The 13,963-nt window shown below is 52.0% G+C and carries 9 protein-coding genes; 5 read left to right on the top strand and 4 right to left on the bottom strand.

Annotated features, from left to right (window positions below):
• Positions 1 to 107: 107 nt before the first annotated feature.
• On the top strand, positions 108 to 3,569 hold the full coding sequence (locus tag ACR0B3_RS16015; RefSeq protein WP_480768448.1) for a phospholipase D family protein: 3,462 nt from the start codon (positions 108 to 110) through the stop codon (positions 3,567 to 3,569).
• Positions 3,570 to 3,694: 125 nt separating this feature from the next.
• On the opposite strand, the gene ACR0B3_RS16010 is transcribed toward ACR0B3_RS16015, so the two are convergent.
• From ACR0B3_RS16010 to ACR0B3_RS15995, 4 genes are all read right to left on the bottom strand, one after another.
• On the bottom strand, positions 3,695 to 5,047 hold the full coding sequence (locus tag ACR0B3_RS16010) for an anti-phage deoxyguanosine triphosphatase (RefSeq protein WP_480672895.1): 1,353 nt from the start codon (positions 5,045 to 5,047) through the stop codon (positions 3,695 to 3,697).
• Between the two features lie 357 nt (positions 5,048 to 5,404).
• Positions 5,405 to 6,274 carry an OST-HTH/LOTUS domain-containing protein gene (locus ACR0B3_RS16005; RefSeq protein WP_480768447.1) on the bottom strand — a complete coding sequence of 290 codons (870 nt, stop codon included), beginning with the start codon at positions 6,272 to 6,274 and terminating at the stop codon, positions 5,405 to 5,407.
• A 238-nt stretch (positions 6,275 to 6,512) separates the two neighbouring features.
• Entirely contained in the window at positions 6,513 to 8,876 is a 2,364-nt protein-coding gene (locus ACR0B3_RS16000) for a hypothetical protein (protein ID WP_480809954.1), read from the bottom strand.
• Positions 8,863 to 10,416, bottom strand: coding sequence for a hypothetical protein (locus ACR0B3_RS15995; protein WP_480768445.1), 1,554 nt, complete (start codon positions 10,414 to 10,416; stop codon positions 8,863 to 8,865). The genes ACR0B3_RS16000 and ACR0B3_RS15995 overlap by 14 nt, the downstream gene beginning before the upstream one ends.
• A gap of 445 nt (positions 10,417 to 10,861) precedes the next feature.
• Here ACR0B3_RS15995 and ACR0B3_RS15990 point away from each other — a divergent pair, with 445 nt between their 5' ends.
• The 4 genes from ACR0B3_RS15990 (at position 10,862) to ACR0B3_RS15975 (ending at position 13,902) form a co-directional block, all read left to right on the top strand.
• The gene (locus tag ACR0B3_RS15990; RefSeq protein ID WP_480809953.1) at positions 10,862 to 11,017 is read left to right on the top strand and encodes a hypothetical protein; all 156 of its coding nucleotides are present in this window, start codon (positions 10,862 to 10,864) and stop codon (positions 11,015 to 11,017) included.
• A gap of 72 nt (positions 11,018 to 11,089) precedes the next feature.
• Positions 11,090 to 11,278 (top strand): hypothetical protein, encoded by a 189-nt coding sequence (locus ACR0B3_RS15985; protein WP_480672903.1) that lies wholly within the window; start codon positions 11,090 to 11,092, stop codon positions 11,276 to 11,278.
• Positions 11,275 to 13,386, top strand: coding sequence for an ankyrin repeat domain-containing protein (locus ACR0B3_RS15980; protein ID WP_480768443.1), 2,112 nt, complete (start codon positions 11,275 to 11,277; stop codon positions 13,384 to 13,386). The genes ACR0B3_RS15985 and ACR0B3_RS15980 overlap by 4 nt, the downstream gene beginning before the upstream one ends.
• A gap of 117 nt (positions 13,387 to 13,503) precedes the next feature.
• On the top strand, positions 13,504 to 13,902 hold the full coding sequence (locus ACR0B3_RS15975) for a hypothetical protein (protein WP_480768442.1): 399 nt from the start codon (positions 13,504 to 13,506) through the stop codon (positions 13,900 to 13,902).
• Positions 13,903 to 13,963 lie beyond the last annotated feature (61 nt).

Below are 13,963 nucleotides of genomic sequence, written 5' to 3'. Positions count from 1 at the left end.
CCGCTACGAACAAACCGTACAATCAGCTGGCTCGGGTGCGCGGAAACCCACTTCAGAAAAACAAACTCCCTCATTTGTAGCAAATATAGCAACAAGAGTGCCCTTCATTGTTTCAACTCCCTGCTTGGCTAACCACGAAATCTCGAAAGCTCTCTAATTCCTCTGGTGAAGAAGCCGATCTGGCCGACATCGATTTGCAACGTCTACGCACGTCGGGAAATGGACCCAGGTTCTCTGCGGCCGACAACACCACTCGCCCGGTCATAGAGTTGGTGCGTCCACACCTTGCGACCGGAAAATGCCTGGTTGTAACGGGGTATCAGGATTTCTTTTCCTCGCTTTCGATTATCCTCAAGGAAATCCCTAACCTGAACGGGAGAGAGGATGTTAAGGTTCGAATTGCTTACGGCGTGGATACTTCAAACGCTTCAGGCATTTCCGGCTTCGGTAAGTCTATCGAAGATGAAGCCCGCCTTTACTATCTTGAACGCCATGGCCTCAATGTTGAGGATGCTGCGGATCTTCGTGCTGTCCTTGCAACCGAAGCGATCAAATCTGGTAAGATTGACCTTCGCATTTTTGATCCCCAAAAGGCTAAGGAAGTTCTCGGCGTATCGGGAGATCGACGTCTTCATGCCAAAATTTTTGTGAGCGAGCTCGGCGCAGTTGCTGGAAGTGCGAATTTCTCCAGAGCCGGTCTCTACCACAACATCGAATATGTTGACGAATTTGGACAGGCAGAAGGCAGCGCAGGCTGTGATCCGAGCACAAGAGCTGCGCAAGAAAGGCAGGACACCGCGGAAAAAATCTGGCAGGCCAGCGTGGACTGGAATGAACAGGCGCTGGAAATCCTGAGCCAGCTCTTACGCCCAGTCACGACCGAAGACGCGATCGCCAGAACAGTTTCCGAACAAACCGGATTCCGTCCTTGGATGGTTGGTGGGCAAAAGGACATCACAGGACGCCTGCCCTTCAAACACCAAGTAGAACTTACTTATGAGACCTCCTCCATTGTCTACGAGCATGGGTTTGCTTTCCTTGGGTCCCCGACCGGTTCCGGCAAGACCGATATTGGCAAACTCCTTGGGCAGACGCTGTCAGAATCCTTTAGTGGCGCTGTCGGTCCAGGTCACACCAGTCGGGTTTCCCGAGGGGGTGCAGTTGTAATCGCACCGCCCAGAGTTGTCGGTAATTGGGAGAAGGGATCCTTGAACTCCCTGAAGGCCATTCCCAATACTCAGGTCGTCTCGCGCAAAGCCATCAAAACCGAAGATGAACAAGATTCTTCACGGCAGATAGAGCACGCCGGTGTCATTATTATCGACGAGAGTCACACGGTCACACCAGGCTTCGAGGAAAGCTCTAAAAAAGCAGAAGCGATTGAGTATGCGCCTCCGTCCTGGAATGTCTGCCTGAGTGCCACACTTTTGGGAAACAAGGACGTCGATTGGCTAACACATCTCAAAGAGAAGCGCGCGTCTATCTTCATGTCGCCAGAGTACATCGAAGCGATGCGCCAGTTGTTCAAACGCGAAGGCGTGAATGCCGCGCTGTTCCGAGATCAGGATCGAACGGACGCCCTTTCTAATGAAGCAAGAGAAGATCTGGCCGACATGTTGGCACCGTTCCTGGCCCACAGACAGCGGTCATGCCTTGGAGAGAGCCGAAAGCGAGAAATCGGCGAGAGGGCCACCTATCCGCCGTTCAAGTTACACGGCCGCCCAAAACGACTGGAGTTATCGAACAAGCAGGAAACCATCATCAATGATATCGTTCGTCTCACGAGAGAACTTGCTCCAGGAAAGCGCCTGTCATCCATCCAAACCAGCCGCTTTGGGACACGGACAGAACGAAGGCACAATCAAAACAGCCTCTATGCGAGAAACCTACTCAATGTCCTGCGGGCAAACTCTGCCCAAGCTCTTTGGCAGATGGAACATGGTGCCATTGGGCGCAACCTGAAGAAATTCGAGCTCGATGAAGCCCGAAAACGTGTCCGGAAATCTGAACCGAACCCGCGGCAAGGCTCGCTTTTCGAATTTGAGGAGGACGATGTTACTAAAATCTCTACTCCCAAATGCGATGAACTAATCAAGCTTCTTGGCCGCCCGGAAATTCAACGGCTTGATGAACGCAGAATCGAAGAAGTTAAAAAGATTCAAGCGAGCCACAGACGCGTCGTCTTCGTTGCCGAACGTGTTGACACGTTGCAGATCTTTGCAGAGGAGCTCACTCGACGCAGTAAGAACAGCTCCGAAGGAAGCACTTGCCACACTAATTTCGTGGTCTCAGCTGACCAAGGTACTTCTGATGGCGGCGAAGCCAAACGAGCTCTGACCGATGTCTGTGGCATTTCCAAGCCAAGCTACAAGGCCATCAAGAAAGGATCCGATGTCGAGGCCTATTTCCGGGATGGCGGCAAGAAGAGCCCTACGGGCCCCGCGTCTGCGTTCATGACCTACCAGATGGCGGAAGGTATCAACCTGCAGAGTGCAGATGCGTTGGTATTGCTTGGCGTGACATCAAACCTGAAAGACTTGATTCAGGGCTTGGGACGAATTGATCGAATTGATAGCCCACACAGTCAGACACATTACTTTCTCATCGACATACCAGTTGGGAAATTGGCATCCGATGAAAAGGCGGCTCAACGGCTCGAAAACTATCGTGCCCTATCTGGCCGACAAAAAATCGAGCGTGCCGAAGAAGCAGAGGGTGACACCGAGGCTATTCTGGAAGGTGTCGCTCAATACTTGCGGGAGCCACGCATTCTGCGCGACAACAACTTTCATGACGTTCTGTCGGACCTTAAAGGCAAGCTTGATCCCGTTCGATTCCACGAGATCAGCACAGCAAATATTGAAGGAATGTGGGGGGCAGAACTGGCCCTACTTTCTGGAAAAGAGAAACTCGTCATTCTTCAATTGGAAGGAAGTGAAGGCGCCTCATGTAGCCCCGGGCAAGCTTTCGCACCGCCGCGAATCTTGGCCGTCAACGCCGACGGCTACGTCATCCGCAACCAGATTGCCTGCGCCCGCATTCTGAGAAATGCCTATCAAGAAACAGTGGACTCAGAACTGCACCGCAGTTCCCCGAATCCCGGTCGTCTTTCAAGAGCCATTGAGCTCCTTAGCCATCGGATTTCCCAATTGAGGGAATGGGACCTTCGGCCTGAAAGAACGGTCTCGCTCTTGGATTCCCTATCTACTTTTCTTTCCCCAGAAACCGAGAATGCCACATCTCTTCAAGAGGAAGTCTCGCTGGACGAAAGCATGTTTGGAAAACTGAGTTTGAGAGGCTTGGAGTACCTTACAGAAACTTGGGCGCGGGTATTGGACCCCTATTGGATCAAGGCCAAACAGGAAGTACGTGAGAGTTTCGCATCCGGAGGCTCACCTGAGAGCTACATCGCTGTTGATCAAATCGTCGAGCATCTTGGAAATGATCTTCTCGAAGCCTCCAGAATCCGAAGCACCATGATGGAAGCCGTCGAAGCTGCGAAGCGAATTGATCCCCCAAGTCAAAGGTCCGTAACCGAACGGATCTCGGTCGCATTCGTATCAATCTGAAAGCTGGCCGAATTCACCACTATTGATCGATAGCGGTTCACCAATCTCCACAGAATCCGCCCTGCTAAGACGATTTACATTTTTCCCAATAGATTTCCCGGAATTTCGAACGGTGACAAAACGCGTCATAGTTTGTCAAACACCGAACCAAACCGTGGGCTGAACAGGCGTTCATAAGTCTTCATAAGAAAGCTATCTGTCATTCCAGCAACAAAATCACAAATCACTCTGAGATCACGGCCCGAGGCTTCGAATGCTTGGTATCGATCTTTAGGTAAAAAGGCCTTCGGTTCTGAAGCCAGTGTTTCAAAGACTGACACCACCATTTGTTGGCCCTTAAATTCAAGGTGCTGAACTTCGGGACTTAAAATTACAACCTCACGCACAAGACTTTTTAGTGCACCAAGGAAAACACTCGCTCCTTCTTCCAATCCCACACGATATTTCAATAGTGGTTCATCAAATTCAGAGAGTTCCAAGATCTCAGAACGTCCGATAAAAAAACCTACCAGACGACTGATAGCGTGTTTGCGCTCTTGGCTCCCACCAAACAATTGCCCTAAGAACTTTGAATAAACGTCGTTTGCATATTCTTTAGGATACCTATCTTTAAGGTAGTCAAGATATGATGCGCAAATTGTTGGCGAGACAAAAATCTCGAAGTCTTCCCTGGTGATCAAGCCGAGCGATAGAACGTCTTCAAAATCATGGATACCGTAGGAAATGTCATCGGCCAAATCCATGATGCTACAGTCTAAAGATTTGTGTTGCGATTTCCCGTGCTTCTTTCCGCCCTCATCTGCTGTGAATGAGCGAAACTTTTCCTGATCAGTCGATGACACACCGAATAAGACCCAATCCACTACGTCTGCTTCGCTTTGCATGTAGCATTTGGGGGGCTTCGATCTACTCCGATCAATAAGCTGAACTGTACTGGTTTCCTCCATCAACAATGGCTGCATTCCAGCGCCGTGAACTTCGTTAAAGCCCACCGGGTATTTGAGAGTGCCCAGCAGAGTCCTCCGTGTCAGATCTGCTCCATCGGCCTCAGAAAACTTCTCTAACTTCGATAAAATCCGCAGAGTCTGTCCGTTCCCTTCAAACCCTCCGTTTCCACGCATACAGTAATTTAAGGCCACCTCACCGCCGTGCCCAAAAGGCGGGTGCCCCAAATCATGGCAGCATGCGATCGTCTGAATCAAAGGCAACTTAGGAAGAAACTTGAGAGCGCCATGGTGTTCGTTGTCCTGTTCGATTTGCCTGGTAACACCAGCTGCAATTTGGGCAACTTCGAGAGAATGCGTTAACCGCGTACGGTAAAAGTCGCTGTCTCCGAGGTTTAGGATTTGTGTTTTCCCTTGAAGGCGTCGAAAGGACGCAGAGTGAATCACGCGTGCATAGTCGACATCCCAATTGCTTCGAGCATCACTATCTCGCTTTTTCCATCCACTACGTCGTTCTTCCCACTCGACTGCCATCGGCTCACCTCAAAAAGTGTTTTTCTCAATCATTTCGCACAACTAATACGAAACTAATGAGGTAGCCAGTGTAGTTTTGATTGAAACCTTGCACTTCGGCGCACAGCGATGCAGAGAATATTCGGGTTTATTTTCACAAACTTTGCACTCGGTTTCGCCCATAATTTTGAACTCCAGTTTTCAGGAGTATTTTGCCTGTCTCGAGCGTTCGTGGTCGGCGAAGCTACCCTTTGCCATCGAAACTTCCGAAGTAGGCGAACGGCCCAGGATCGCCATTCATTAGGCCGAACATTCGGCAATGCAGCTTTCCAATAAGGCCACAGAGGGCGCGTAGCATTCATGCTATGTCAATGTAATTTAACGCGACTTCGCGGTAACATCCTTCTCACGATAACAAGCAGTGCGTTGTTCATATATTTCAAGGTACCGGATTTCTAAGTTGGGCGCCTTATGCACAACATGTCGCCAACTTTGACATCCATACTTGGCAGGCAGTTGCTCAGGGTACCGTTTGGCTATCCATCTGCCTGCCTCAGCCACCGGTGCCCATCCATCGACAGCCAACGCACAGAATGCTTCTCGCAAGGCACTCACTATGCTTGACGTATCCCAGTTTACTTTCACGTCGGGGGCAATTCCGTGGACAAATACGTCTTTGAATTCCTCCGACTGCAAGACCCGTGAGAGAACCAGGCGCATTTCCTCCATCGTACCAGCCCATTCACGAAGTTGCTCAAGGTTTTGGTCGATGCGGTTATATGCGCTGAACAATGCACCTTGCGCGCCACGACATCCATCCAGGCTCCGGAGATCGTGCTGCTCGATGAAATGGTGAACCAGATTGTTCCGTAAAAGTACCATGTCTCTGAGTTCATTCTTTGCTCGAGCGAAATCTTCACTTGATAGGTCAAGTGACATCTGCACCGCGAACCAATTGGCTCCTTCAGGAGGATTGATCGTCGACCCCTCAGCAGGTTCGATCTCACCAGCAACGACATACGATCCGAGAAGATCGCCTACCAGGGTGCCGAGCGTCTTACGCGCCGTGGCGTCAACCTGCGCGACCCTTGAACGCTCCAAGTCATGAATCGGCCCTGAGAACCTATGATGCGCCACCATAGCTTTGATCAGCCGCTCATACTGTTGGAGCCGTAACAGACATCGCCCCAACAACTGCTGCACTTCGTGCTGTAGCGTGAGTAGATCGTTGTCGGCCAAGTTGATCATAGTGTTGTCCGGTCGCTATCTCGTGTACACCGAACATGTATCGAATAAATACAAGTTACTACCTGTAAGTCTTTCAACCTTGAATTCATTCGTAAGTTCCAACCGGCCCACTCCGAACCCGGAATGGGAACTCAGTTGCCGCGGGGCAGCAGCTGAAAGCAGACATCGATTTTCGGAATGCGACGCACGCGGTACTTTTGCAGTCAAAAAAAATGAACTCCCAGCGCCATCCCTGACATCAATCGAATTCTGGGAACTGCCTCCGCCTCAGCGCGAGCCGGTCGGCAAAGCGCTCATCAAGCTTCAAGAGGAGTACATTGAGGTAGGCCTTGTCTCCCTCAATGTCTTTGATGGCCACAGCGACCTGTGCCGCGAGCGCCTTCGCCAGATTACCCAAAGGGCGACGCAGTTCTGTGGTTTTGGGATCCGATGCCGCCGCAGCGACTGCCGCTCGCGCAGCCCAATCTGCCACTGCAAGGTATTCAAGGACACGTTTCTGCTCTGCCTCGTCTTGGGCAACTTGCAACGTTTGTAGCGCCCGTGCGGTTCCGAAATGCTGATTGAGCAACCTTCCAACCAGACGTGGCCAGTCGTAGCTGCCCTTGGTGTGAATCGGCAGGATTTGATTTGGTAATGCTTCCCCTCGGATTGGCTGAGCGTGCGAAAGCAGGATTTGCAGTAGTGCTCGCAGCCGGACGAGCTCGGCGGTAGTGATTGGCCTGCCTTTCAGAGACCGGCATCTTTCTTCGAACGCGTCGACTGCCTCTTTCATCTTCTTTGCGGTCGCCACGGCCCGTTTCGTTGCGTTCGCGGGCTTAGAGGCAATCTCTGGCTGCATAGGTTTTATATTTTCTTCCGGAGCCTCAGGTTCTGTCACGCGGAAATCCATGGCGGCGATGGTATTCATCTCGCGGTCTTCGTCGGCATTCAAATCGACACTGACAAGGCCGATGATCCGGTTCAATGCAACGCTCAGCGAGTTGGCTGCGCTATCATGGTGTGTAGACAAAGATCCCGAAAATGCACTGCCTTGCATAATCGCTCTGCTGCGCGCACGAACGAACTCCTCATAGGTCAGGACGGCATGCTGCTGATCTTCGGACACCGGGGACGGCGCAGTCGTGGCTTTGGGCAGATTGCCGTCGTTCACGCTCGCCTCATCAAATTCGAGGGCTTCAAGCTGGTTCAAGGTCTCAATCAGGATCAGGTCTTCGTTCATGGTCTCGGCCAAGTTATCGGTCAGCGACTTCTTTCGGCCTTGTGCCGGAGGCAATGTGCGTACCGAAAGAACGTCGAGGTCGATGATCTGGACCGGCGCAGAAACTAAGCCGTCCGCGAAACGGACTACACCAGATCGGGGTCGGCGTGTTTCAACGTCCACATGCCATTCCATGTTGTCCCCCCGGGTGAGGTCGATTGGCTTGCCGAACTCAGAGCCATCCCTATCCAATAGGGCGATGGCAACAGGCTTTCGCATGGTTTTGCTCGTGGGGGGGGTCCAAGCGATCCGTCCCGACTGCAAGATCAGGGTTCCACCATCGGCGAACTTATCTTCATTAGGGCTTTTTACGGCAGCGAATGCCAAGTCGTGCAAATCCTTCATCTGCAAAGGCCTATTGCGGTAGGTTTCAAGACCGAGTGCAGCAAGCGCAGTACCGGACGGCACGCGTTTATATATTCCCGCCTCTGCATTGCCGCGGGCTACTGTTGGCCCAAGCAAAGCTGGCAAAGTGCAATTCATGCTACCGGATATCACGTGATCCCAGGATCGCCCCTGCGCAATGATCAGTTTTGCATGGACGAAACGCTTGTTGTCAGAAGCAGCAACCCGGAATAGCTCAACGTCGGTCAACCGTGGCAATTCGGACTTCGGAAAATACGTATTGTCTGCATCAATCAACAGATCCGCGGGTGGCGTTCCCAGATTCGCACGTAGGCGTGACAGTCCCTCAAGCTTCATATCCCAATAGGGCGATATAATGACCATCCGATCAATCGGATCACCACCAATGTTCGCTGCGATTTGGTCGACTATTGTAGCATTTGCACGATCTGTCAGCAGCGCAACTTCCGGCTCTGTATCTTCGGATGGCAGAGGGTTTTCGATCGAGTCTCGCAGCCAGGGCGCAGAGCGAAGCGCCCTCTGCATTGCGGTCGCGAACCAAAGGTCGCCCGGGGGAACCTTGCTGCGAATATAGGACAAAGCATCGGCAAAATGGCCGGCATTGCCGGGTGCCTCTTCGTTGTAGTTTAGGTTTGCGATCAGTTCCTTGTTGCCGCCAAGACCCAGAGCAGTGAGGTTTGCGGACCCGACCAAAAGTCTGCCCTTTTTTGCTCCGATGAGAAGCGTGATCTTGGGGTGGAAAGCGCCCGGGGCATCTGCCTTGATAAGGTGGTAGCTGCTACCTGCGAACTTCGGCGGCCCGAGTTCCGCGAAGCTCTGATTGGCCATCTGCCGGTCGGCGAGGATTACGATGTTCCGACATTTCGCCCCCCGTAGTCTCGAAAAGGGCACGTCCTCGAACGCCTGCGCGCCGAAGGCATAGGTCGTAAGGAATGCCGAGTGAAATCCGCTTTCGGCAAAAACGTCAAAGTACTTCATTCGACATCAGTTCCGCGCGGCCAAGAGCAGTCAGGCCAGTGTCATCGATCAGCTTCACGTCCCGGAGGAACTTCATCGCCTGCTCCAGGCGGGGGCTGCTTGGTGAAACCCGAAATCTATCCCTGTATCGCAATAATCCCTCTTCGGGCTCAATCAGGAAGGTATAAGCTTTCTGGTTGCGGAATTTGCGTGACGCCACCCATAGGTGGCGTTTCAGGACACGTTCGCGGATCATTGCATCCACGACGCTTTGGGCATCGTCGTGTGCTCTTGCTTCCAGAAAGCGAACTTCTGTCCTCAGGGAATGGAAGTGATCAGGTGCATCCAACGCATTATCTAACAACTCACCGAAGGTTGCCGCCTTTTTCGCGAGGGCCGCTATGAGCGCCAGGACAGCTTGCATCCGTTCAGAACGATCACCGGACGCACGCGCTTCCATCATAGTATCAACAGCAAATCTCGCGGAGGCGGCAGGCTCGCCCTTCTCCACGAGGCCAGTGGAATACTCTACCCAAGTCATCCCGTTGGGCACGTCGGCCAAATCGAGTAGCTCAGCAACGAGCGCTCCCAACGTCATTCGTCGCATCTCAGCGCCTTGCAAAATGTCCAACGCAAGATCAAGGGTGTTTTCGTAGGCAAGGCGCATCAGATCGCAGGCTTGATACAGGGCCCACATATCGCGCACGTCATCGGTATCGGAGTCATATCGCGCCTCCTGCTTTCCAGCACCAAACCACTCCCATTTCACCGCCTCAGCGTGGGGAACATCGTTCGCCACTGCGATGAGCTGGAGTAGCATCCGCGCAGTAGACCGTCTCAATTGGTCCGATACAGATGCAGACGAGACTCGGCCCAGAAGAACCTCGACCAACAGCGAATGCTCCTTACTGCCGGCAATGACCGAAGACGGCTTCATCGGCGCCAACCTATCGAGGTCTGGGAGAGACACCGTCCCGGCTTCCACGCGCCCCAAGAACAGAACAGCCAAGTCACCGATTTCCTCAGCAAAGGCGTTTGCCAGTGGGAGCGCACGGTCTGTACAGACCGAGATTGGGTTCTGATCGTCACCTAACGTGATGAGCCCCATCTCATACATCTGCGTCGCATAGATGCCACCAAAGGCACCACCTTTGTTCCGCAAGTAACGCTGGGCGAGGTCCGCTTCCGGATCAGCCCCCACCGAGAAGTCGATGTTCGCGGCTGAATTATCGGGGACGCCGGAAAGTTGCCTATGCGCCCAATCGATCCCAGCAACCCCCAACTCAGTGCTGCCCCGGGCGGCTATTAGGGCAAAAAGGGCTTCACAACGACGCTGAAATCGCCTGAAAACCGCAGGATCGGTGTTTCCATTCTCCTTGGCGTAGGCTTCGAGCATCCAGACAAAGAACGCATAGTACCTGAATCGCAACGTGATCGTGCTGATGCCTGGAAGAAGGGATTGATAAATCACCTCTATTGGCCGTTGCATCCCAAGGGGGTCAAGGCCACCATCTTGGCCGAGTTCAGTCCATTCGGGGAACCCCGATCCCAAATCCTTCATCTTCAAATCACCACGTTGAATCCAATGAGTGGACGATGGCGACAACCTTGATCGTACGCAACCTTAAGATGACATCCAGATTGGGCAAGCAAATGTAGATGGCGCTCCAAAGAGAGGCGCTATCATACTCATTGGAATGTCCGCATCCGCAGTGTGTCCGTCGTCAGACATGTCAGTCAAGGTCGCCGAAAGGCTCCTTTTACTGACGTTGTCATGCTAAATGGCGCCGTCAAACAGAATCCAAACGAATGCAACCTCGAAGAATTCGGGTACTGCTTGCTTGGCAGCGATTGTTAGGTAGCGGATCAGATCAAGGCAAGGGCTGTAAAGATGTGCATAATGCTGCTTTTGCAAAATCTCAAAAAGGTGTCCCCAGCTTGTCCGATGAAGGATCGGCCCGAAACTGCCACAACCAAGGCATCCTCAAACTCGAAAGGAAAACAGGATGCCAAAAACCAAAGCCATGAGTTCCAAAGCAGTCGCACGGATTCAAGCCGCAAATTCAGCCAAGACCGGCGGGAAGACGGCCAAAGGTAGTTTCGTTGCGCGCGCGCAAAGCGCTGCCGCGAAAAACGCTAACCAGGCCAGTTCCAAGAAATAAGCTGGTTGGGATGGTGGCAATGCCGCCATCCGGTTATCGAGGTGCCACATGCCCTACTCCAGAGATAAAGATTTGAACAAGATCATTTCCGAAACTGTAAAAACAGGCGCGCGTTTTGTGCACGGCAAGAAGCATGGAAAACTGTTTTTCCCGAATGGCGGGCTGATTGTGATCGCCAAGACACCCAGTGACGTCCGCGCAATCCGCAATGTTAAAGCAGAACTTGCCAGGCTGCGCCGCACCCAGGAGATACTGGCATGAACAACGTTGCTTCCCCTATACCGCAGCCATCCGAGATCGTTGCATTCCTGATCCGCGCAATGTCGCATATCGATGATGCGAACGAACCTGCGCTCAAGAAAGAACTTCAGCGCCTGCGCAAGGGCAAACCGCTTTCTGCAGAAGCTGCGAACGATATGCTTAAGCGGCATCTTGCGGACTTTTATGCGGCGAACGGTAATGACGTTTGGGGTGCGACTGATTTTTTGGGCGCATTGCAAGGTTATGCTGTTCTATGCCGTTCTCTTGACTGCGCGGCATTGCCCGCTGCAGCGATACGTGGCGTTTTTGATCGTATAGCGTACGGATTTTTTCAGGAAATTCTGCAAATCGTGCTCGCTGTCACCGGGTTGAAACCAAAAGATATTTTGGGAAAACCGGATTATGCGAGCGCGCTATTGTGGCAATGGCGGGCGAAAGATCATGGTTTTGCACGCCTTGCGACCGAGATCGAAAGCAAACTCGGCTTGCACCGAGGTCAAGAAAATTGGGAAGTTTCGATCAAACGTTGGTCCAGAGGAGAAAACCTCCCACAGGTCCATACGGTTCTTTCCTTGATGAAGAACTGGGACCGGAAATTTGCGAGGGCCCTGCTGGTAGCTCGGATGTACCAGAAATATTGCGAGCTTAGCTTGGTAGATCCCAGCAACCATATCAGCGGATATGAGCTGCAATTTGATGCAAATGCCATCCAGAGGGCCATTGTGGATGTAGCGAGATCTCAGGAATACCTGAAAACCTGCGAGCTTAGTGAGCGCCAGCTTCGTGAGGTGGACGAAATCGTGCAGTTCACGGATCCTCGCAAGCCAAAGACAGATGGAGATGCAGACAGGGCCAGTTTGAATTTTTCTGCGTTGGAAAGGTCACTAAAAGGTCAGCCCCGTTTGGCGGGCCTGAAGTTTTACCATGGGCGCTACTATGCTCAGCTCGGTCGATACAACGACGCTCTCCAAGCATTTGAAGAGGCCGCCATGTGGTTCGAGTTTCGCAGTGCCGAACAGATGAAATGCTGCCTGCATTACATACTCAACATCGCGCAGAAGCTGAAAAAAAAGAGTGTTTTCGCGAAATGGGAAGGTTGGTGTGAAGGCTTGGAATTGAATGTTGAAATTCCAGACGCTGATTTGGCATGTGTCAGAGACTTTCCAAACAAGTATCCAGAGGCGACCGAAGTTGACCGCGACGGTCCTTACAGAAAATACATTCTGGACTTGTCTGAATGGAAAGATCGAAAGCCAGATATGCGAAATGTCGACCGTATCGTTAAGGGTTATGGCCTGACTCCAGCACCGCAAATTGCCGTATTTGCCCATCTTGGACAGGTGGGAAAAGTCGAACAGTTGTTGAGTGCTGGCGCCAACCCCAATGCTTTAGACAAGAAAAACCGCTCAGTGTTGGCAAGGGCGCTGCAAGGTGGGAATGACGCCTGCATCAAGGTTTTGATGCAGAAAACTTCTCAACCCGCCATCAACACTACAGCGCTCGACGGAATGTCTGCATTGAGTGAGGCGATTTGTACGGGTCGCCCCGATTATGTGCGAACTCTTCTTGAAAAAGGCGCCGACGTAGAAACAGAGGGGCCAGATCATCAAACACCCCTGTTCATCGCAGTCTGCCACTTTGCCGACGTTGAGACAGGGATGCAATGGTACAGCTCAGTTGCAGCTACTCCGGCTGTTTTACGCAAAACAAGCTCTCCCTTTATTGACGAGGAAACTCAGGCGCAGGCGACGATCCGCTATTCGCCCGATGAGTTGGCCATTCTTCCCGACATCGCTCAACACTACGTCAAAGGCGACACACCTGATATGCGCAAGATAGTGCAGCTTCTGCTGGATGCAGGCGCGGATGTAAACGCACCAACCAGATCCTCCGGCCTGACACCGTTTCTATGTGCGGCGGAAATCGGGAATTCATGGCTTCTTAAGACCCTTATTGACCATGGTGCAGATGTGCGTTCTCAGGATGAAAGTGGCGGTACGGCCTTTTCGCGCCTGCACTTCTTTGGACATGCTCACTTGGCGGCAAAATTGTTACGTTGGGTATTGCCAGATGACAGGATTTGGCTGAGAGAGAAAGCGTTTCGCTAATCGGAAAGGTTACTTGCATTCTCCGGCGAGCCCCTGACCTGACAAACAAACTTTTTTGCATTTTCTTGTATTGAACACACGTCCCTCAAGCCAGCAACAAAAACTTAAGGGAAAGCGATGAACACACACGTACGTTTAAACAAAACTCTGATTGATGCGGTCGTAAATGGCAACTTGCTCCTCAATGAAGTCAATCGGCGTGTTCGTTTTGAACTCTATTCCGAAACCTGCTCGGTAAACGGTGCGCTGATTCCGCGCTGGGACTGGAGTGACACTCAAGGACGGCCTGGACTTATGTCGATGATCGAGCAGGTCGACTTCGAGTATTCACAGACCACCCACTTGGAGCTGTTCGAAGAGTCACAGGAGTATGAGGAGATGATCAACTGCCTTTTGCAAGAACGCTTATCGCCGGAACGATTGTGCAAGTTCGATCCGGACAATGGTTGGGTGCTGACGGCTTTCAATTCATTAGCCCTCAACGATCACGGTGAAGGTACTAAATTTTCCTCATGAAAATTTCGGGGCCGGATCTAAATGCACCACTTTTTGAAGCACATTGAGTGCTCGCTTTGCG

Source organism: Ruegeria sp. CE9, from assembly GCF_056537425.1.
The sequence above is the reverse complement of the archived record's forward strand: the minus strand, read 5'-3'. Positions and strand labels throughout refer to the sequence as shown.

Coding starts and splice junctions, on each gene's coding strand:
- ACR0B3_RS16010 (WP_480672895.1), bottom strand. CDS start 5,047: ATGGCAGTCGAGTGGGAAGAACGACGTAGTGGATGGAAAAAGCGAGAT.
- ACR0B3_RS16005 (WP_480768447.1), bottom strand. CDS start 6,274: ATGATCAACTTGGCCGACAACGATCTACTCACGCTACAGCACGAAGTG.
- ACR0B3_RS16000 (WP_480809954.1), bottom strand. CDS start 8,876: ATGAAGTACTTTGACGTTTTTGCCGAAAGCGGATTTCACTCGGCATTC.
- ACR0B3_RS15995 (WP_480768445.1), bottom strand. CDS start 10,416: ATGAAGGATTTGGGATCGGGGTTCCCCGAATGGACTGAACTCGGCCAA.
- ACR0B3_RS15990 (WP_480809953.1), top strand. CDS start 10,862: ATGCCAAAAACCAAAGCCATGAGTTCCAAAGCAGTCGCACGGATTCAA.
- ACR0B3_RS15980 (WP_480768443.1), top strand. CDS start 11,275: ATGAACAACGTTGCTTCCCCTATACCGCAGCCATCCGAGATCGTTGCA.
- ACR0B3_RS15975 (WP_480768442.1), top strand. CDS start 13,504: ATGAACACACACGTACGTTTAAACAAAACTCTGATTGATGCGGTCGTA.